The sequence below is a fragment of the Curtobacterium sp. MCSS17_005 genome, assembly GCF_003234225.2.
GTDB lineage: Bacteria > Actinomycetota > Actinomycetes > Actinomycetales > Microbacteriaceae > Curtobacterium > Curtobacterium flaccumfaciens.
Map to the genome: position 1 here is coordinate 596,858 of NZ_CP126258.1, position 19,260 is coordinate 616,117.

The window sequence follows — 19,260 nt, forward strand, 5'->3', positions numbered from 1 at the left end:
TGCGACCGGCTAGAGCTCGACCTCGAACGGCTCGGTGCGCACGAGCTCGTGCACGCCGGAGATGACCTCGCTCGGGCGGAACGGGTACCGGTCGATCTCGGCCTGGTCGCTGATGCCCGTCATCACGAGTACGGTGTGCAGCCCCGCCTCGATGCCGGCCTGCACGTCGGTGTCCATGCGGTCACCGATCATGCCGGTGTTCTCGGAGTGCGCGCCGATCCGGTTCATCGCGGAGCGGAACATCATCGGGTTCGGTTTGCCGACCACGTAGGGCTGCTTGCCGGTGGCCTTCTCGATCATCGCCGCGATGGCGCCGGTGGCCGGCAGGACCCCCTCGGCGCTCGGGCCGGTGGCGTCGGGGTTCGTCACGATGAAGCGGGCGCCCGCGCGGATGAGCCGGACGGCCTTGGTGATCGCCTCGAACGAGTAGTTGCGGGTCTCGCCGACGACGACGTAGTCGGGAGCGGTCTCGGTCATGATGAACCCGGCCTCGTGCAGGGCGGTCGTCATGCCGGCCTCACCGATCACGAACGCCGAGCCGCCGGGCATCTGCGACTTGCAGAAGTCGGCCGTCGCGAGCGCACTCGTCCAGATCCGCTCCTCGGGCACGTGCAGGCCCGAGCTCCGCAGCCGAGCGCTGAGGTCGCGCGGCGTGAAGATCGAGTTGTTCGTCAGCACGAGGAACTCGGTGCCGTCGTCGAGCCACTGCTGGATGAGTTCCGGCGCGCCCGGGAGCGCCTGGTTCTCGTGGACGAGCACGCCGTCCATGTCGGTCAGCCAGCACTCGACGTCGTCTCGGGTCGCCATGGCCCTCACCCTACTGCGGTGGGGTTCAGGCCCGGCTCGTGGCCGGCTCGGAAAGGGCCGGGAGGCCCGGGGCGGCTCTTGCGCGCTGCTCCGAGACCCGAGAAGGTCGAGACACCGAACCGCGGTCGGCTTTTGCCCTAGGCTTTTCGGGACACGTACCGAATCAAGGAGGCCCCTCGTGCTCGTCGAACCCGGAACCCCGTCCGCCGCGCCCCGACCCACCCCGGTGTCGGAGACGGAGCTCGAGGTGACCCCGCGACGACGCCGAGGCCGCCCGAACGTGCTCTCCCGCGAGCAGGTGATCGACGCCGCCACGACCATCGCGAACGAGGACGGCCTCGACCGCCTGTCCTTCCGGGCACTGGGCGTGCGGCTCGGGGTCGCCCCGATGACCGTGCACCGGACGATCGGCGGGCTGGACGACCTGCACGCCGAACTCGTCCGCCGCACCGTCGACGAGTTCACCGCCACCTTCGTCTGGCCGGACGAGTGGCACGCCGTCGTCCGCACCTTCGCCACGACGTTCCGCGACCTGATGCGGACCCACCCGCTCGTGCTCGAGTCGCACAGCCAGCGCGCCCCGCTCGCCTCGACCGAGTCCGACGCCGTCGTGGCGAAGGTCGTCGGTGCCCTGCAGGACGCCGGGCTGCCGCCGGCCGAGGCGATGTACACCTTCTTCGTCGTGTACGACTTCGTGGTCGGGCACGCCGGGGTGCAGGTCGGACGCGGGGGCTCCCAGGCCGGCCGCCCCGAGCGACACCGACTGGTGGGCGAGATCCTCGGCGAGCACTCCTACGACGACCGGTTCACACTCGGCCTCGACATCCTGATCGCCGGCATCGAGTCGCGCATCGCCCACGGGGCCCGCACCGCCTGAGCCCGCGCCCGGCCGTACGCTGGTCGGGTGACCACTGCGCCCGAACCGTCGCACGAGCTGACGACCAACGGGGTGGGGCCGCACCCGGAACCCTGGCCCGACGACCCGAGGCTCGACCCGGAGCTGCTGGCCGCCGGGGACTCCCGGAACGTGCTCGACCGCTACCGGTACTGGTCGATGGACGCGATCGTCGCCGAGCTCGACACCCGCCGGCACGCGTTCGACGTGGCGATCGAGAACTGGCAGCACGACCTGAACATCGGGTCGATCGTGCGGAGCGCCAACGCGTTCCTCGCCGGTACCGTGCACATCATCGGGCGACGGCGGTGGAACAAGCGCGGGGCGATGGTCACCGACCGCTACCAGCACGTCCGCTACCACCCCGACGTCGAGGCGTTCCTCGCCGCGATGGCCGAGGAACAGCGTCCCGTCGTCGCCATCGACAACACACCCGGTGCCGAGCGCATCGAGACCGCGACGATCCCGGAGCGCTGCGTGTTCCTGTTCGGGCAGGAGGGCCCCGGGCTGACCGAGCAGGCGGTCGCCGGTGCCGACGCACACCTCGAGATCACGCAGTTCGGGTCGACGCGGAGCATCAACGCCTCGGCCGCCGCTGCCATCGTCATGCACAGCTGGGTCGTCCAGCACGCGGAGTTGCCGGGCGCGACTTCGTGAGCAGAAATGGTCGGGTACGGGCCCTGGACCCGACCATTTCTGCTCACGAAGCGGGCGGGGCGGAGGCGAGGCGGGCCTCCCGGCCGGGGTCCGTGCTGCCGCGTCAGCGCGCGGCGGTGGTGCGGCGCGCGACCAGGCGGGGTTCGACGAGGAGTTCCGTGGCGGCGATCCGCGGATCGGCGATGCGGGCCAGCAGGCGCTCGCCGGCGCCGCGGCCGATCTCGACACTGCGGTCGTCGATGCTCGTCAGGCCGACGTACCGCATCGCGGCGACGGGGGTGTCGTCGTAGCCGATGACGGAGACGTCCTCGGGGACGCGCAACCCGCGTTCGGCGAGTTCGGACAGGGCGCCGAGGGCCATCACGTCGTTCGCGGCGAAGACCGCGGTGACGTCCGGGTGCTCGTCGAGGAGCATGCCGAGGGCACGGGAACCGGCCTCTTCGGTGGGTTCGCCGGGCAGCACCGTCGTGACGACGGACGCACGTGTCGCCGCGGCCTGCTCGAACCCGGCCCGGCGTTCGGCCGAGGCCGCCGAACCCGCGCCGACGAACCCGAGTCGGGTGTGGCCGAGGTCGAGCAGGTGCTGCGCCGCGATGCCCCCGCCGGCGTGGTCGTCGTTCGCCACGGTGTCCGCGCGGGGGATGGCGACCCGGCCGCCGGCGATGACGAGCGGCATCGAGGCGGGGATCGCGAGGTCGGTGGTGGGCTCGCCCGCGATCACGATGCCCTCGACGCGCATGGAGAGGAAGCCCTCGACCGGAGAGGCATCGAGCCCCGTGTTGAGGAACCGGTCGGCGACCACGAGCCGGTGTCCCTGGTCCTGCAGGCTCTCGCGCAGGCCGGTGAGCAGGTCCACGAACCACTGGTTGCGGAAGTCGTCGAGCACCACGCCGATGGTGCGGCTGCGGGTGCCGGCGAGGGAGACGGCCGCGGTCGAGGGGCGGTAGTCGAGCTCCTGGATCGCCTTGAGCACGGCGGCCCGGCGCTGGTCGCTGACACGGGGGGAGCGCTGCAGCACGAGGGAGACGAGGGACTTCGAGACCCCGGCGCGTGCGGCGACGTCGTAGATGGTCGCGGGCTTGCCGTCTCCCATGATGCGCTTCGACCTCCGTTGGCTCGTGCGTCGATCGTAGCGGGCGCGCGCCGGTTCGCTTCGTGAGCAGAAATGGTCGGGTGCGGGGCGGCGACCCGACCGTTTCTGCTCACGATCCGCGCGTGGCTGGTCCTCCACACGGGAGGCCCGGGGTGCGTTGTGCACAGAAGTCGCGTTCGGCGCGTGGGCGGTGGGCGCGGGGCGCGAACGTGGTGGTCATGCGAGCACGACCACTTCCGACACCACTGCGCGGGCGCGCGTTCGACGTCGTCGCCGCCGACCGCGCGGGCGTCTCCCGACAACGACTCCGGCGGCGTGACCTGATCCGCCCGACCCGGTCGATCCGATGGGCACGTGACCGTCCGCCCGACCCGGCCCACCGGATCCGGGCGATCCGGCCGGTCCTCGTTCCCGGGCAGTTCATCAGTCACGTCTCGGCGGCGGTCCTCTGGCAGCTCCCGGTCCCTGCCGCCGACGACGGACCGGTGCACGTCACGAGTCCCCTGCCGATCGCACAACCGCGACGCCACGGGGTCGTCGGGCACCGCATCACACCGGATCGTGCCCGGGTGACGGAGCGGTGGGGGATGCCGACGAGCATGCCCGCGGCGCTGTGGGTGGACTGTGGTGCGATGCTCTCGGTCGACCAGCTCGTCGTGCTCGGGGACGCCATCGTCACGGAACGGCGGTGCGGGACGACGATCGACGACCTCGCTGCCGCCGTCGCCCTGGCCGGAGCGCGATCGGGTGTCCGACGACTGCGCGTGGCACTCGAGCTCGTGCGGGTGGGGGCCGGGTCGCCGCAGGAGACCCGGGCGCGGCTGGCGATCGTCCGCGCGGGGCTGCCCGAGCCCGAACTGCAGGTCGACGTGCTGGACGAAGCCGGCCGGTTCGTCGGCCGCGTCGACCTGGCCTACCCGGAGCACCGCATCGTCATCGAGTACGAGGGCGACCACCACCGGACCGACGCCGAGCAGTGGGGCCGTGACCTCCGCCGCTACCGCGAGATGGAACGACTCGGCTGGGCGGTCGTCCGGTGGACGAAGTCCGACCTCGACACCCCGGCGTTCGGCGCAATGGGACAGCTGAGGTCGCTGCTCGCGCGCCGGGGGTAGCGTCCGCCGCATGGCGACGCTGCTCATCACCGGAGCCGCGGGCCGGATCGGGAGCGCCCTGCGTCCTCGACTGCGGTCCGCGGGACACGACCTCGTGCTGCTCGACGAACAGCGGCCCCACGATCCGGTCGTCGCGGGGGAACGGTTCGTGCCCGGTTCGGTGAACGACCCGGCCGTGCTGGACGATGCGCTCGCCGGGGTCGACACCGTGGTGCACCTGGCGGGCATCCCGACCGAGGCCGCCTGGGACGACCTGATCGCGGCGAACCTGACCGGCACGAAGAACGTGCTCGAACGGGCGGCCGCCGCCGGGGTGCTCCGGGTGGTGCAGGCCAGCTCGATCCACGCGGTGGGGCTGGTGCCCGAACCCCTCGACCAGCCGGGGAGCGTGCCCGGCGACCGGCGCCCCCGTCCGGACACGTACTACGGCGTGACGAAGGCTGCGATGGAACTGCTCGGCAGCCTGTTCGCCGACCGGTACGAGATGTCGATCGTGTCCGCGCGGATCGGTGCGTTCGGTGCCCTGCCGCCGACGACCCGGGGGCTGCTCATGTGGACCTCGCCCGACGACCTGACGCGCCTGGTCCTCGCGACCGTGGCACTCCGCGACCCCGGGCACCACGTGGTCTGGGCCCTGTCGCGGAACACCGGGTCGCCGGCTGACCTGTCCGCCGGGGAGCGCATCGGGTTCCACCCCGTCGACGACGCGTCCGCCGTGCTCGATGCGGATGCCCGAGCAGCCCTGCCGACCGACGACCTGAGCACCCTCGGCGGCGGGATGGTGCACCAGCCGCTCGGCGGACGCACTTCGTGAGCAGAAGAGGTCGGGTGACCTGATGTCACCCGACCTCTTCTGCTCACGAAGCGTGCGCGCCCGCGCCGCGGCCGCGCCCGCGCCGCGGCGCCCGCCCCCGCGCCCCGCTACCCGATCAGGCTCGGGCGCAGGTCGCGCAGCGTGCGGGAACGGGTCTGCCGCGCCGTGACCACGAAGGACACCAGGAGCGCCCCGAGCAGCCAGCAGAGCAGCACGCCCGCGTCGGACCACGCGGCGCCGAGGTTCCCGCCGTACATCGTCTGCCGGATCGCGTCGACCGAGTACGTCATCGGCAGCGCGAAGTGCAGCGCCGCCAACGGCCCCGGCAGCGTCTGCCACGGGAACGTGCCACCGGCGGTGACGAGCTGCACGAGCATGAGCACCAGGCCGAGGAACTGCCCCACCGATCCGAGCAGCACGTTGAGCGCCATGATGATCGCCGCGAAGGTCGCCGAGGCCAGCACCATGATCCCGATCGTGCCGCCGACGTGCACCACGTTCAGGTCGAGGGCGAAACGCACGATGAAGAACAGCGCCACCATCTGCACCAGGCCGAGGAGCGCCGGGGTCAGCCAGCCGCCGAACACCACGGCGAGGGGCTTCCGCACCGCCGTGATCGCACGCTTCGAGATCGGCTTGAGGATGAGGAACAGCGCGTACATGCCGATCCAGGCCGCGAGCGAGATGAAGAACGGCGCGAGACCGGCACCGTAGTTCGACGCGGCGGCGACGTTGTCGTCCCCGACCTTGACCGGGTCGGAGATGACCGAGGCCTGCGACTCCCGCTCCGAGGCGTTCGACGCCGGGATCTTCGTGCGGCCCTGGTCGAGCGACGACGCGAGCTTCGACGAGCCGGTCGTGAGCTCGTCCAGCCCCGATGCGAGCGACGAAGCGCCCTGGTCGGCGGTCTTCGCACCGGTCGCGAGCTGGGACGCACCCGACGACAGGGTCGGAGCGGCCGAGGCCAGCGTCGACGTGCCGTCGGCCACCTTCGAAGCTCCCGACGAGAGCGTCGAGGCGCCCGTGGCCGCGTCCGCGATCCCGGACGACAGCTCCGGAGCCTTCGCGGCGAGCTTGCCGGTGCCGGCGGCGAGCGTGTCCGAGCCGTCGGAGAGCTGCTGGATGCCGCTCGTCAGCGCCGGGGCCTGCTCGGCGAGCTGCGATGCCCCCGCGGACACCTGTGCGCTGCCGGTCTTGAGCTTCTGCAGGTTGCCCGACAGCTCGCCGGCACCGGTGCCGAGGCTGGCACTGCCGGCCTGCAGGTTGTCGAGCCCGGCGAGCAGCTGGGTCTTCTGTTCCGCGGTGAGCACCGTGGAGGCTTGGACGACGGGCTTCAGTGACGCGACCAGTTCCGGCGACTGCGCCGAGAGCTGCTGGACGCCCGCGATGAACGGTGCGGCCTCGTCGGCCAGCGTGGCGTTCCCGCTGGCGACCTGCGACGCACCACTGGACAGGCGCGCAGAGTCCGACGGCAGCGAAGCCGTCTGGTCACGGAGCTGGTGCAGCCCGGTCTGGAGCTGCTGCGCCCCCGCGTTCAACTGCTGCGTCTGCGACGGCAGCGCCGCCGTCTGCTGCTGCGCGCTGGCCAGCCCGGACGCCAGGGTCGACGCCCCCGACGCCACCTGCTGCGCTCCGCTGTTCAGCTGCTGGGTCTGCGACGGCAGGTCGGCCGTGCCGGACGCGAGCTCCGCCGCCCCGGACGACAGCTTGCCGGTGCCGGCGGCGAGCTCGTGCGCACCCTTGTCCGCCTTGGCCGTTCCGGACGCGAGCTCATCGGCCCCGTCGACGGCGTCGCCGAGGCTGTCCCGCACGTCGGCGAGCCCGACGAGCAGGGTCTTCGCCGCCTGCTTGCCCACGCGCTCGGCGACGGCGGTGCGCATGGTCTTGCCCGCCTGCTCGGCGATGGTCGAGGCCAGGTACGAGTTCGTGTCGGCCGTCGTCATGACGAGCTTTGCCTGCGTCGGGTCGTCGGACTGCGCGGACACCAGGTGCTCGGAGAAATCGTGCGGGATGGTGACGACGAAGTCGTAGGTGCCGTTCCGGACGCCGGAGCGGGCGTCGGCGGCGCTCGTCTTCGTCCACTTGAAGTCGGCGCCATCGATGGCCTCCTTCGTGACGTCCTTGCCGTAGTCGACGTGGTCGCCGTCCAGCGTCGCACCGGCGTCGAGGTTCACGATCGCAGCGGGGATCTGGTCGAGCTTCGCGTACGGGTCGCGGTTCGCCCACAGGTAGGCGCCGCCGTACAGCAGCGGCACGATCATCAGCGCGATGAACGCCAGGCGTGCGAGCGGGGTCGCGGTGAGCCGCGCGAGTTCTGCGCGGACGAGCGAGGTGGTGGTCACTTCTGTGCCTCCGTCGGGACGGTTGCGGATGCTTCGGTGACGGAAGGAGCTGCCGGGAGGCCCGGCTCGGTTCCGTCGGTTCGGGCCACGTCCTCGGGGTCCTCGGTCTGGGGCGTCGCGAGCGTCGCGACGTCGTCGTGCGTTTCGACGCCGCCGAGCGTCGCGACGTCGTCGTGCGTGTCGATCGTGTCGAGCAGGTGCTCGACGGTTGTGGCGGCGGCCTTCGAGGTCACGAGGACCACGGTCACGCCCCGCCGTGCGACGTCGCGGACCACCTGGAACCAGTCCTCGACGGCGCCGCCGTGCCGCTCGGGCGAGGTGATCACGATGCCGGTCACACCGTCGCGGAGCAGGGCGAGCTCGACGAGCAGCCGGACGCGCACGACGGTCGGCACCCGCTGCACGGCGGTGTCGACGTAGTCCCGCAGTCCGAGCTCGTCGAGCACGGTGTCGACGTGCTCGCGGTTCGGGCGCTGCCCGGCGAACGCGAGCTCCTCGCGCACGATCTGCTTGAGGGTCATGACGGGGAAGGGCTCGGCGACCCCGGGGGTGTCCACGAGCGCGAACGAGCGGCGGACGGCTGCCGGGTCCTCGTGGCCGTCGAGCAGCAGGCGGCCGGTGTCGGGTTGCATGCGGCCGCCGGCGACGAGTGACGCGAGCACGGGTGCCTGCTCGGTCTCGACGGCGAGGACTCCCGGGCGTCCCGGGGCGGCGACGGCGGAGACGACGGGCAGGGGTGCGCCGGGCTCCTCGCCGATTCCGACGTGGTCGAGTTCGAGCGTCATGCGTGGTCCTTCGGAGCAGGGGCAGGGGCGGGAGCGGGAGCAGCGGGTTCGGAGAGCAGTGCGGTGCGCCAGTCGATGCCGGCCATGCCCAGCGCCGACACCACCACCATGCGCCGTCCGTCCTCGTCGCTCGTGCCGGAACGGGTGGCCTCGTCGAGGACGGCGATGCACGCACCCTCGACCAGACGGCCGAGGGTCTCGGGGTCGACGTCGTCCCGCATGGCGCCGTCGGCGATCCCGAGCGCGCACGCCTGGCGCACCTGCGAGCGCAGCGGGGCGAACACCTCGGCGACGGGTTCGGCGAACGGGCTGCGCACGGCGACCCGGGCCATCGAGCGGACGTGCGACACCTCGGTCCAGAGCGTCACCGCGATGGCGGCGAGGCGCGCGGCCGGCGGGAGCTCCTGCAGGTCCGATGCGGTGGGCATGGCGGCCGCGATCCGGGCGGCACCGGCGGTCACGACCTCGCGCACCAGGTCGTCGCGCGAGGGGAAGTGTCCGTACACCGCACGGCGCGAGAGGCCGGCGGACGCCGCGATCGTCTCGATGGAGGCGTCCGGGTCCTGCTGCAGGCAGGTCTTCGCCGCGTCGAGGAGGGCTGCCCGGTTCTCCGTGGCGTCGCGGCGGGGCGCGCGGGAGGGCTGCTCGGTGGTGGTCACGCACCCCATCGTAGTAACGTGCACACAGGTGTGCAACTTAACAGGTTCCGTCCCCCGGACGAGGGGAGTCCCCCAAAGTGCGGACTGTCTTCCCTGAGAACGAACGCATAGCTTCACAGGAATCTCATGCGAACCACGGACTGAGCCAGGAGTGCCCTCTTTGAACCGTGCAACACCGAACACCGACCCGAACCCAACCCCCCATCGCTTCACCCGCGTCCTGACCGCCGGCATCGCCGTCGCGGCCCTCGCGTGTGGCGGTCTCGCAGTCGGGGGCGCGGCCTCCGCAGCTCCGGCCGGGATCTCGGTGGCCGACCTCAAGCTCTCCGCCCCGCTCCGTGACGCCAAGCCGACGAAGACCGTCGCCGCGTTCGTGCGCACGACCGGCCAGGGTGCCCTCGAAGTGGACGCCAAGGCGAAGGGCGGGGACCTGACGAAGTCGCGGACCCAGTCCTCCGCGGCCAAGGACCGCGTCGAGGCGATCCAGTCGACCGTCGCCGCGGTGCGGTCGGCCGTCAAGCGCGCCGACGCCGACGCGACCGAGCTCTACTCGACGGAGTACACCGTCCCCGGCGTCGCGGTCGTCGCCGACGTCGACGCGTTCCGGAAGATCGCGGAGCGCTCCGACGTCGAGAGCATCATCCCGCTCACGCCGAAGAAGATCGTCGAGCCGACGGTCAACGAGAACGCCGACGCCGCTCCCTCGGGTGTCGACCCCAGCCTGGTCCAGCCCGGTGTCGACGGCGTCGCGCCGAAGAACGCCGCGAGCGACGTCTACACGCGCTCGCTCAACGCCTGGCAGCAGACCGGCCACACCGGCAAGGACGTCAACGTCGCCGTCCTCGACACCGGTCTCGACTACACGCAGGCCGACTTCGGCGGCCCCGGCACCACCGAGGCGTACCAGCAGGCCCTGGCGAACGCGAGCGGCGGCGCCCCGGACCCCAGCCTGTACGACGCGTCGAAGTTCCTCGGCGGGTACGACTTCGCCGGTGCGACCTACAACGCCGACCCGACGGACCCGGACGCCTACGACCCGGTGCCGGCTCCCGACGACAACCCGATCGACGGCAAGGGTGGCGACCACGGCACGCACGTGTCCGGCTCGATCGCCGGCTACGGCCTGACCGCCGACAAGCAGCAGTTCGACGGCGACTACACCAAGCTCACCACGCAGCAGGTGCAGGACATGTGGATCGGTCCGGGCACCGCGCCCGAGGCCGGCCTGTACGCCCTGAAGGTCTTCGGTGACAACGGCGGCTCGACCGACGTCACCGGTGCCGCGCTCGACTGGGTGGGCCAGGCGCTCACCGAGGGCAAGGACATCAACGTCCTGAACCTGTCGCTCGGCTCCGACTACGGCGCACCGGACGACCCCGACAACGCCAAGATCGACGCACTGACCGCTCGCGGCGTGCTCCCCGTGATCGCCTCGGGCAACGCCGACGACTTCACCGACATCGGTGGCTCGCCGGGCAACGCCGAGGGGGCGCTCACCGTCGCCGCGAGCGCCACCGGCCAGTCGCTCTACGACGGCGTGCAGGTCACCGCACCGGCCGGCGTCGCGAAGACCTACCGGTCGCAGTACTCGTCCAACTTCAAGGGCACCCTGCCGGTCGAGGGCGACGTCGTCGTCCCGACCGCGAACATCGACGGCTGTGCCGCGTTCAGCGCCGCCGACGCCGCGAAGCTCAAGGGCAAGGTCGTCTGGCTGAAGTGGACGGACGCCGCGCTCGAGTGCGGTTCCGCCGTGCGCTTCGGCAACGTCGAGGCTGCCGGCGGTGTCGGTGTCCTGCTGGCGGGCACGCTCGACACGTTCGAATCCGGCATCGGTGGCAACGCGACCATCCCGGGTGCCGAGCTGACCGCGAAGAGCGTGGCGAGCCTCCAGGCCACCGCGAAGGCGGGGACCCTGCACGTGCGCTTCGCGGACGAGCTCAAGGGCTTCGAGGTCGCCATCGAGGCGGACGCCGTGAACACGCTCGCGTCGTTCACCAGCCGTGGTGTGCACGGATCGTTCGACGACATCGTCAAGCCGGACATCGCCGGCCCCGGGGTCAACGTGATCTCGGCGGCCAACGGCACCGGTGACGGCCGCATGTCGATGAGCGGTACCTCCATGGCCACGCCCGACGTCGCGGGCATCGCGGCGCTGACGTTCCAGTCGCACCCGACCTGGTCCGCCCCGCAGGTCAAGGCGGCCCTGATGAACACGGCGACGCACGACGTCAAGGACGGCAACCGTTCGGCCACCCTGCTCCGCCAGGGCACCGGTCGCGTGGACGCGCTGCAGGCGGTCACCGCCGGCACCACGGTCCGCAGCGCCGAGAACGACCAGCTCGTCACCGCGTCGTTCGGTGTCGTCGAGGTCGCCGGCAAGACGAGCGAGCGCCGCACCCTGCGCATCGACAACACCGACGGCACGGCGCACACCTACAACGTGTCGTACCAGCCGCAGGTGACGCAGCCGGGTGTGACGTTCGCGCTCAGCTCGAAGCAGGTCACGGTGCCCGCCAACGGCACCGCGTCGGTCACGCTCACGTTCTCGGTCGCCGACCCGACGAAGCTCCGTCGCGTCATCGACCCGACCCAGGAAGCCGTGCAGCAGGGCTACCAGCGCGAGTTCGTGGCCGCCGCTTCCGGCATCGTGGCGTTCGCACCGACCGACAGCTCGCTCAACCCGATGCGCCTCGGGGCCTACGTGGCCCCGAAGCCCGTCAGCGCGGTGCGGGCACGGACCACGGTCTCGTTCACGGGACCGGGCAAGTCGGCCGAGCTCACGCTCAAGGGCCGCACGCTCGACCAGGGCGGACTGACGACCGGCTACCACGCGGCCGTCGCTCCGTTCGTGCTCGGCGGCACCGACCCGGCCGAGGCGTTCCCCGAGGGTTCGGCGACGCGCTCGCTGCAGGCGGCCGACGTCCGTTCCTACGGTGCGTCGTACGACAAGGCGTCGGGAACCCTGGCGTTCGGCGTGCAGACCGCTGGTCCGGACGCGAACCCGGGCGCCGTGACCAACGTCGAGGTCCTCATCGACACGGACCGTGACGGCGAGCCCGACTTCCTGGTGTACGACGCGAAGTCGGCTGCCGTGGACGCCACGTTCGCCACGACGGTCGACCTGGCGAAGGCCGCCCTGGACGACCCGGACGTCGACCCCGTCGTCGACGTCCAGCCGCTCAACGGCGGTGCGCCCGGACAGGACGTGAACACCTTCGACAGCTCGGTGAAGGTGCTGACCGTCGCTGCGAAGGCCATCGGTTCGTCGAAGAAGTTCGACTACACCGTGCTGACGGAGTCGGCCTACGCCCCGGGTGCCGCCACCAGCGGTTCCTCGGTCGTGGACGAGACGAAGACGGCCACGTTCGACCCGTCGAAGCCGAAGCTGTCGTTCTCGCAGGACGGCACCACCGGCGTGCTGTTCGCCGACGCCGACTCCCTCACGGTCACCCGTGCCTCGGGCGTCACCAAGGCGACGGTGCTGCTGCTCCACCTCGACAACGCGGCGGGCAAGCAGGCCGACACGTCGACCATCAACGTGGTCCCGCCGAAGCTCGCGCTGGCGAAGGGGAGCAAGGTCACGGTGAGCGGGACGGCGAAGGTCGGCTCGACCCTCACCGCGAAGCACGGCACGTGGAGCACGACGAAGGCGACCTACAAGTACCAGTGGCTGCGTGACGGCAAGGTCGTCGGGTCGGCAACGGGTACCAAGTACAAGCTCGGCTCGTCCGACGTCGGGCACCGCATCAGCGTGCAGGTGACGGCCCACGCCTCCGGGTACGAGGACGGCACCGCCAAGTCCGGGGCGACCGCGAAGGTCACGCGCCGCTAGGACAGGGTGCGCGCGCCACCTGGTGAGCAGAAGAGGTCGGGTCCCGAATGGGGATCCGACCTCTTCTGCTCACGAAGCACGGGGCAGCCCGCCAGAACGCGCGTTCGGGACAGGTAGTTAGACAAACTAGTGAAGTGGTGCCAGTGTGGATTCCATGCAGAACACGCTCAACCAGCTCCGGTCCAACCCGGTCGAGTGGCGCCGTCGTGGACTCACCCCGCCGGACGTCATCCAGGCCATGATCGAGCAGCGCCTGGCCGAGCCGGGGCACTCCCAGCCCGTCGGTGACCCGTCGTACCAGGACTTCTTCCGGAGCTGATCCGGGGTCGGCCGTGCGATTCGGGACGCACCGGCAGACAGACGGGAGGCGCGGTGCCAGCTGGCACCGCGCCTCCCGTCCCGTTCTGGTGGCGTCTCGGACGTCACTTGCCGATCTTGCCGTCGGCCGCGTCCTCGGCCTTGCCGATCTGGTCGCCGTGCCCGCCGCCGGTCGCCTTGTCGGCCGCGTCGCCCGCCTTGTCGAGGCCGGCGTCCGTGGCCTTCTCGCCCTTGTCGCTGTCGGCGAAGTCCTTCGCCTTGTCTCCGATGCCGCTCATGTCGTGCTCCTTCGCGTCGTGGATCTGGACGCGTCCGACCGTGCTCCGACCGATCCGGACGGACACCCAGGTGCGCTGGATGTGGACAAGCCGCCCGCAGTCCACAGGACGTCACAGCGGGTGACGCGCAGGTGACCAGCCGATAGACTCGGGTGGACCACCGGCCCGGACGGCCGTGTGCGGTCCTCCGCCAACGTGAGGAGAACCAGATGCCCGCAGCAGTCATCATCGGCGCCCAGTGGGGCGACGAGGGCAAGGGGAAGGCCACCGACCTCCTCGGCTCCCGCATCGACTACGTCGTGAAGTTCAACGGCGGCAACAACGCCGGCCACACCGTCGTCGTCGGCGGCGAGAAGTACGCCCTGCACCTGCTGCCCTCCGGCATCCTGACGCCCGGCGTGACCCCGATCATCGGCAACGGCGTCGTCGTCGACCTCGAGGTGCTGTTCCAGGAGCTCGACGCCCTGCGCGCCCGCGGCGTCGACGTCTCGAAGCTGCTCGTGTCGGCCAACGCCCACGTCATCACGCACTACCACCGCACCGTCGACAAGGTGACCGAGCGGTTCCTGGGCAAGCGCCAGATCGGCACCACCGGTCGCGGGATCGGCCCGACCTACGCCGACAAGATCAACCGCGTCGGCATCCGCATCCAGGACATCTTCGACGAGAACATCCTGCGGCAGAAGGTCGAGGCCGCACTCGACCAGAAGAACCACCTGCTGGTCAAGGTCTTCAACCGCCGTGCGATCGACCCGGAAGAAGTCGTCGAGTCGCTGCTGTCCTTCGCCGAGCGCCTGCGCCCGATGGTCGCCGACACCGCCCTCGAGATCCACCGTGCGCTCGAGCGTGGCGAGACCGTCCTGTTCGAAGCCGGCCAGGCCACCATGCTCGACGTCGACCACGGCACCTACCCGTTCGTCACCTCGTCGTCCGCGACCGCCGGTGGCGCCGCGACCGGTTCGGGCATCGGGCCGGGCAAGCTCGAGCGGATCATCGGCATCGTCAAGGCGTACACGACCCGCGTCGGCGCCGGTCCGTTCCCGACCGAGCTGTTCGACGAGTCGGGCGAGTTCCTGCGCGCCAACGGCTTCGAGTTCGGCACCACCACCGGCCGCCCGCGCCGCTGTGGCTGGTACGACGCCCCGATCGCCCGCTACACGGCACGCATCAACGGCGTGACCGACTTCGTGCTCACCAAGCTCGACGTCCTGACCGGGCTCGAGACGATCCCCGTGTGCGTCGCGTACGAGGTCGACGGCGTCCGTGTCGACGAGGTCCCGGTCAACCAGTCCGACTTCCACCACGCGAAGCCGGTGTACCAGGAGTTCCCCGGCTGGACCGAGGACATCACCGGCGCCCGCACCTTCGACGACCTGCCGAAGAACGCGCAGGACTACGTCCTGGCGGTCGAGGCGATGTCCGGCGCACGGATCTCGGCGATCGGTGTCGGCCCCGGCCGTGACGCCATCGTCGTGCGGCACGACCTGCTCGGTGCCGACGAACGTGCCGACGAGCGTGCCGGCGAACGCACCGACGAACGCACCGACGCAGCGTGACGATGCGGATCCTGTTCGTCTGCAGCGGCAACATCTGCCGGTCCCCGCTCGGCGCGCAGGTCCTGACGGCACGACTCGGCCCGGACGCCCCCGCGTTCGTGGTCGAGTCGGCCGGCACCATCGCCGACGACGGCGCCCCGATGGACGCCGCCGCCGCCGAGCAGTCCGTCCGGCTCGGGGGCGACCCGTCGGCCCACCGGTCGCGGTACCTGACGGCCGAGATCGTCGAGCGCGCCGACCTGGTGCTGACCGCCGAGCGATCGCACCGTGCAGCCGCCGTCTCCCTGGCGCCCCGGGCGTCCAAGCGGACGTTCACCATCAAGCAGTTCGCGCGGGTGCTCGCCGGCCTCGAGCCCGTTGACCTGGCCGACGTGACGACGCCGCAGCAGCTCGTGGAGCGCGTCGCCCGGCTGCGCGGCACCGTCCCGCCGCCCGCCGACCCGGCCGACGACGACGTGGACGACCCCTACCGTCGCTCGACCGCGACCCACCAGCGCGTCGCCGACGAGCTCGACGTCGCCCTGACGGGCATCGCGGACGCACTCCCGGCGACGCTGCGCTGACGCTGCCGCTGACGCTGACGCTGACGCCGCCGCTGACGCTGACGCTGACGCTGACGCTGCCGCTGCGCACGGTGCGCAGTTGTTCGGCCGGTGCGAGGTCGGCGGCCTGGTGCAGGGCTGTAGCGGGGCACGGAGCGAGCAAGCTCGCACGGGCCGAGGGGCGCCGCACGGTGCGAGTCCCGCGGCTGCGCGGACCCCGTCGTCCTGGCGCACGTGGCTGCGCAGCGCGACGCCTGAACAGACCCGCGAGACGCCGGCGTCCTGCGGGCCGAGTCGGTTCGGAAGACGCCGTCGTCGGACGAAGGCGCTGCCGAGTGTTCGAAACGCCTCCGAATACGGCGGCGTCTCGAGCGCGACGGGGCGTCGAGCGATGACGACGGCGTGTTCCTCACCCCGGCGAAGCACGGCCGGCCACCACGGCGACCGGCCCAGCCCGCCGCCTGACCGGCCCGACGAGCGCTTGCATCCTTCGATGGAACTCCCGCAGGTGCATCCCGAAGCCGGTCGTCCCCGAGCGCGCTGGTTCCTAGCGTCGTGTACATGACGAACACCACCGAAGTCCGGCCCACCGCCGGCACCGCAGCCCGCGACCGAGGGGGTGTCCGCGGCCTCATCGCCCGGCACCCGCTCGTGTCCTTCTTCACCATGGCACTCGGCCTGAGCTGGCTCGCGTGGGTGCCGTACATCCTGTCCCCGCACGGCATGGGCGTGTGGGACATCCACTTCCCCGAGGTCCTGGGCAGCGCTCAGTTCACGGGTGTCCTGCCCGGGGCGCTCCTCGGCCCGTTGGGCAGCGCGTTCATCGTCACCGCGGTCGCCGACGGTCGCGCGGGGCTCCGCCGCTGGGTGGGACGGCTGTTCCGCTGGCGGGTCGCCTGGTACTGGTACGCGCTGGCGCTCGTCGTCGTGCCGGCCCTGATCGTCGTGTCCGCGCTGCCGTTCGCCGGTGGTGACGTGCGGGCCCCCTCGGCCCTGGCCTTCGCCATGCTCGTACCCGGGCTGATCATCCAGCTGTTCTCGACCGGCTTGAGCGAGGAGCCCGGCTGGCGCGACTTCGCCCTGCCCCGCCTGCAGCACCGCTTCGGGGGCCTGGGCGCCGCCGCGATCCTCGGCCCGATCTGGGCGCTCTGGCACATGCCGCTGTACTTCAGCGACTGGGGCGGCTGGCCGAACGCGCACTGGAGCGAGCCCGTCGTGTTCGCCCTGTTCACCATCACCTTCAACGTCGTGATGATCCAGGTCTTCAACAAGACCCGCGAGAGCCTGCCCCTGGCCCTGCTGCTGCACGTCGGCGTGAACAACACGATCTCGACGCTGTTCCCCGAGATGTACCCGAGCATGACCGCCGGCACGCTGATGATCGGCCTGACGATCATGTCGACGATCGCCGCCGTGGTGCTGCTCGTCGCGACCCGTGGCCGCCTGGGCTACGACCCCGCCCGACGCGCCCTGCCCCTCGACGCACCGGTCCCCACCCGCGCCCGCCTCGTAGGATCCAACGATGGCACCCGCTGAGCACGACGCGCTGCGCGCACCGGCCGAGCCTGCAGCACAGCGCGCCCGCCGCGTCGACGTCTTCGTCGCCCTCGGTACGGCCGTCGTCGCCCTCGGGCTGCTGCTCGGCCTGCCGCCGCTGGACGCCCTCGAGCCCGACGGCCCCGCCCTGGCGATGCGGGTCCCCGCGCCGTTCACCCTGGCGTGGAGCATCTTGGCCCTCGGCCTGGTGGTCCAGTCGGCCGCCCTGCTCGCAGCCCGTCGCGCACCGCGCACCGTGCTGATCGTGGTCGCCGCCCTGCCGGTGGTGGTCGCGGCGCTCGCCCCGCAGTCGTCCGACCTGTTCGGCCTCACCGCACTGCCCGTGGTCGTCGCCGTCGTCCTCGCCGCACTCCGCGTCCCGCTGACCCGCCTGTGGCCGACGCTCCTGGTCGCCGGTGCGCTCGTCGCCGCCGGCAGCGCGGTGCTCGCCGCCGTCGCCGGTGGTGCGGTCCGCGGTGACTTCTCGACGGGCCTCGCCGGCTCGCTCGGGCAGGGTGTGCTGCAGGCGATCGGCGCGGTCGGCCTGCCCCTGCTGGTCACCCTGCTCGTGCAGTCCCGCCGCGAGGTCCGCGTCGCCCGCACCGCCGAGGCCAGCGCCGTGAACCGTGAGCAGGACGCCCTGGTCGACGCCGCGGTGTCCCGCGAACGTGCCGCGATGGCCCGTGAGCTCCACGACATCGCCGCGCACCACCTGTCCGGCATCGCACTGATGGCCGCCGTCATCGACCGGCAGATCGACGCGGACCCGGAGCGTGCCCACGAGGGCGCCCGCCAGGTCCGCGAGCAGAGCACCGCCGTGCTCGAGGACCTGCGCCGCCTGGTCGGCCTGCTCCGCGACGATGCTCCCGCCGAGCGCGCCGTCGAGACGGTCGCCGGCATCGTCGACCTGGCCGAACGTGCCCGGTTCCGCAGCGACGTCCGGCTCGACGTGCTGCCGGGTGACCGTCCGCTGGCCGACGGCGTCGGCCCGCTCGCACAGCTCGCCGCCTACCGCACCGTCCAGGAGGCGCTGGCCAACGCCGCCCTGCACGCCCCGTCCGCCCCGTGCACCGTCACCATCGACGACCGCGACGCGACCCGGGTGGTGATCCGGGTGGAGAACGCACCGGCCACCGTGCCGGCAGCGGGGACCTCTCCCTCGGGCGGCAACGGCCTGCGGGGGATGCGCGAGCGGGCGGACCTGGTCGGGGCGCGCCTCCAGACCGGCCCGACCGCGACCGGCGGATGGCTGGTGGAGCTGGCGCTCGGCCGGGAGGCACCTGCCGCACCCGCGCAGGACGCCGACGGCACCGGGGTGGTCGCGTGATCCGCGTGCTGGTCGCGGACGACCAGCCCCTGGTCCGCGCCGGGGTGTCGGCGCTCCTCGGTGCGGAGCCGGACATCGAGGTGGTCGCCGTCGCCGCCGACGGCGGCGAGGCGCTCGCGCTGGCGCGCGAGACGCGACCCGACGTCGCCTGCCTGGACATCCGGATGCCGGTGATGAACGGCATCGAACTCGCCCGGATCTTCTGCGCTCCGGACGCCGATCCGGCGATCCCCGCGCTCATGCTGACGACGTTCGACCTGGACGACTACGTGTTCGGGGCGCTCGAGGCCGGGGCGTCCGGGTTCCTGCTCAAGGACGCCGAGCCGGACACCATCGTCGACGCGGTGCGGCAGGTCGCCGCCGGCAACGGCACGCTCGATCAGGCACTGACCCGGCGGGTGCTGCGGGAGTTCGTGTCACGACGGAGCCTGCAGCCGGTCTCCGGCGACCGGGCCGACGGCGTGCTGACCGCCCGCGAGCGCGAGGTGCTCCTGCTGCTGGCGCAGGGGATGTCGAACGAGGAGATCGCGGCTGCGCTCGTGCTCGAGGTGTCGACCGTCAAGTCGCACCTGGCGCGGATGCTACCGAAACTCGGGGTGCGGTCGCGGCTGCAGGCCGTGGTGTGGGCGTACCAGAACCGGATCGTGACGGTGCCGGAGCAGCCGTAGCGGCCCCGGTCGCAGCCGGCGGCCCGTGGTGTCAGT

17 protein-coding genes are annotated in these 19,260 nt (G+C 71.8%); 11 read left to right on the forward strand and 6 right to left on the reverse strand.

All coding sequences use genetic code 11. The features are described 5' to 3' along the window. Nucleotides 1-9: 9 nt before the first annotated feature. Nucleotides 10-807 (reverse strand): HAD-IIA family hydrolase, encoded by a 798-nt coding sequence (locus DEJ20_RS03005; protein ID WP_111234866.1) that lies wholly within the window; start codon nt 805-807, stop codon nt 10-12. Between the two features lie 178 nt (nt 808-985). On the opposite strand from DEJ20_RS03005, the gene DEJ20_RS03010 reads away from it, so the two are divergent. Both DEJ20_RS03010 and DEJ20_RS03015 read left to right on the forward strand, forming a co-directional pair. Beyond that, nucleotides 986-1,684, forward strand: coding sequence for a TetR/AcrR family transcriptional regulator (locus DEJ20_RS03010; RefSeq protein ID WP_181431490.1), 699 nt, complete (start codon nt 986-988; stop codon nt 1,682-1,684). A gap of 27 nt (nt 1,685-1,711) precedes the next feature. Continuing rightward, the gene (locus tag DEJ20_RS03015) at nt 1,712-2,359 is read left to right on the forward strand and encodes a TrmH family RNA methyltransferase (protein WP_027464993.1); all 648 of its coding nucleotides are present in this window, start codon (nt 1,712-1,714) and stop codon (nt 2,357-2,359) included. Between the two features lie 103 nt (nt 2,360-2,462). Here DEJ20_RS03015 and DEJ20_RS03020 read toward each other — a convergent pair whose 3' ends face one another. Beyond that, nucleotides 2,463-3,452: a LacI family DNA-binding transcriptional regulator gene (locus tag DEJ20_RS03020; protein WP_111234868.1), complete on the reverse strand. Its 990-nt coding sequence runs from the start codon at nt 3,450-3,452 to the stop codon at nt 2,463-2,465. A 218-nt stretch (nt 3,453-3,670) separates the two neighbouring features. On the opposite strand from DEJ20_RS03020, the gene DEJ20_RS03025 reads away from it, so the two are divergent. Next, on the forward strand, nt 3,671-4,567 hold the full coding sequence (locus DEJ20_RS03025; protein WP_111234869.1) for an endonuclease domain-containing protein: 897 nt from the start codon (nt 3,671-3,673) through the stop codon (nt 4,565-4,567). A 10-nt stretch (nt 4,568-4,577) separates the two neighbouring features. Then, nucleotides 4,578-5,381: an NAD-dependent epimerase/dehydratase family protein gene (locus DEJ20_RS03030; RefSeq protein WP_111234870.1), complete on the forward strand. Its 804-nt coding sequence runs from the start codon at nt 4,578-4,580 to the stop codon at nt 5,379-5,381. A 107-nt stretch (nt 5,382-5,488) separates the two neighbouring features. Here the strand turns inward: DEJ20_RS03030 and DEJ20_RS03035 are convergent, their stop codons facing one another. The 3 genes from DEJ20_RS03035 to DEJ20_RS03045 are packed head-to-tail and all read right to left on the reverse strand — an operon-like array spanning nt 5,489 to nt 9,167. Then, nucleotides 5,489-7,723 (reverse strand): YhgE/Pip domain-containing protein, encoded by a 2,235-nt coding sequence (locus tag DEJ20_RS03035; protein WP_111234871.1) that lies wholly within the window; start codon nt 7,721-7,723, stop codon nt 5,489-5,491. Next, entirely contained in the window at nt 7,720-8,508 is a 789-nt protein-coding gene (locus DEJ20_RS03040) for a hypothetical protein (protein ID WP_111234872.1), read from the reverse strand. Before DEJ20_RS03040 ends, DEJ20_RS03035 begins: the two co-directional genes overlap by 4 nt. Continuing rightward, nucleotides 8,505-9,167 carry a TetR/AcrR family transcriptional regulator gene (locus DEJ20_RS03045; RefSeq protein WP_111234997.1) on the reverse strand — a complete coding sequence of 221 codons (663 nt, stop codon included), beginning with the start codon at nt 9,165-9,167 and terminating at the stop codon, nt 8,505-8,507. Before DEJ20_RS03045 ends, DEJ20_RS03040 begins: the two co-directional genes overlap by 4 nt. 307 nt (nt 9,168-9,474) lie before the next feature. Between DEJ20_RS03045 and DEJ20_RS03050 the strand changes: the two genes are divergently transcribed. Next, nucleotides 9,475-12,999, forward strand: a complete 3,525-nt coding sequence (locus DEJ20_RS03050; RefSeq protein ID WP_284183368.1) for a S8 family serine peptidase — start codon at nt 9,475-9,477, stop codon at nt 12,997-12,999. Nucleotides 13,000-13,153: 154 nt separating this feature from the next. Further along, nucleotides 13,154-13,318, forward strand: a complete 165-nt coding sequence (locus DEJ20_RS03055) for a hypothetical protein (protein ID WP_155896763.1) — start codon at nt 13,154-13,156, stop codon at nt 13,316-13,318. Between the two features lie 103 nt (nt 13,319-13,421). Here DEJ20_RS03055 and DEJ20_RS03060 read toward each other — a convergent pair whose 3' ends face one another. After that, nucleotides 13,422-13,595 (reverse strand): antitoxin, encoded by a 174-nt coding sequence (locus DEJ20_RS03060; RefSeq protein ID WP_071248465.1) that lies wholly within the window; start codon nt 13,593-13,595, stop codon nt 13,422-13,424. Nucleotides 13,596-13,804: 209 nt separating this feature from the next. On the opposite strand from DEJ20_RS03060, the gene DEJ20_RS03065 reads away from it, so the two are divergent. The 5 genes from DEJ20_RS03065 to DEJ20_RS03085 all read left to right on the forward strand — a co-directional run bounded on the left by DEJ20_RS03065 (nt 13,805) and on the right by DEJ20_RS03085 (nt 19,224). Beyond that, entirely contained in the window at nt 13,805-15,151 is a 1,347-nt protein-coding gene (locus DEJ20_RS03065; RefSeq protein WP_111234874.1) for an adenylosuccinate synthase, read from the forward strand. Nucleotides 15,152-15,153: 2 nt separating this feature from the next. Further along, on the forward strand, nt 15,154-15,714 hold the full coding sequence (locus DEJ20_RS03070) for an arsenate reductase/protein-tyrosine-phosphatase family protein (RefSeq protein WP_258377125.1): 561 nt from the start codon (nt 15,154-15,156) through the stop codon (nt 15,712-15,714). 540 nt (nt 15,715-16,254) lie between these two features. Continuing rightward, a complete protein-coding gene (locus DEJ20_RS03075; protein ID WP_111234998.1) occupies nt 16,255-17,229 on the forward strand; it encodes a CPBP family intramembrane glutamic endopeptidase in 975 nt (324 codons plus the stop codon). Continuing rightward, on the forward strand, nt 17,216-18,556 hold the full coding sequence (locus tag DEJ20_RS03080; protein ID WP_111234876.1) for a sensor histidine kinase: 1,341 nt from the start codon (nt 17,216-17,218) through the stop codon (nt 18,554-18,556). Before DEJ20_RS03075 ends, DEJ20_RS03080 begins: the two co-directional genes overlap by 14 nt. Beyond that, complete coding sequence (locus DEJ20_RS03085) at nt 18,553-19,224, forward strand: response regulator (RefSeq protein ID WP_111234877.1); 672 nt, start codon at nt 18,553-18,555, stop codon at nt 19,222-19,224. Before DEJ20_RS03080 ends, DEJ20_RS03085 begins: the two co-directional genes overlap by 4 nt. The last annotated feature ends 36 nt before the right edge of the window (nt 19,225-19,260 follow it).

Bases quoted from the DNA above. Each gene is read 5' to 3' on its own strand.
- DEJ20_RS03060 (WP_071248465.1), bottom strand. From the start codon at position 13,595: ATGAGCGGCATCGGAGACAAGGCGAAGGACTTCGCCGACAGCGACAAG.
- DEJ20_RS03030 (WP_111234870.1), top strand. From the start codon at position 4,578: ATGGCGACGCTGCTCATCACCGGAGCCGCGGGCCGGATCGGGAGCGCC.
- DEJ20_RS03080 (WP_111234876.1), top strand. From the start codon at position 17,216: ATGGCACCCGCTGAGCACGACGCGCTGCGCGCACCGGCCGAGCCTGCA.
- DEJ20_RS03075 (WP_111234998.1), top strand. From the start codon at position 16,255: ATGACGAACACCACCGAAGTCCGGCCCACCGCCGGCACCGCAGCCCGC.
- DEJ20_RS03020 (WP_111234868.1), bottom strand. From the start codon at position 3,452: ATGGGAGACGGCAAGCCCGCGACCATCTACGACGTCGCCGCACGCGCC.
- DEJ20_RS03040 (WP_111234872.1), bottom strand. From the start codon at position 8,508: ATGACGCTCGAACTCGACCACGTCGGAATCGGCGAGGAGCCCGGCGCA.
- DEJ20_RS03055 (WP_155896763.1), top strand. From the start codon at position 13,154: ATGCAGAACACGCTCAACCAGCTCCGGTCCAACCCGGTCGAGTGGCGC.
- DEJ20_RS03025 (WP_111234869.1), top strand. From the start codon at position 3,671: ATGCGAGCACGACCACTTCCGACACCACTGCGCGGGCGCGCGTTCGAC.
- DEJ20_RS03065 (WP_111234874.1), top strand. From the start codon at position 13,805: ATGCCCGCAGCAGTCATCATCGGCGCCCAGTGGGGCGACGAGGGCAAG.
- DEJ20_RS03070 (WP_258377125.1), top strand. From the start codon at position 15,154: ATGCGGATCCTGTTCGTCTGCAGCGGCAACATCTGCCGGTCCCCGCTC.
- DEJ20_RS03005 (WP_111234866.1), bottom strand. From the start codon at position 807: ATGGCGACCCGAGACGACGTCGAGTGCTGGCTGACCGACATGGACGGC.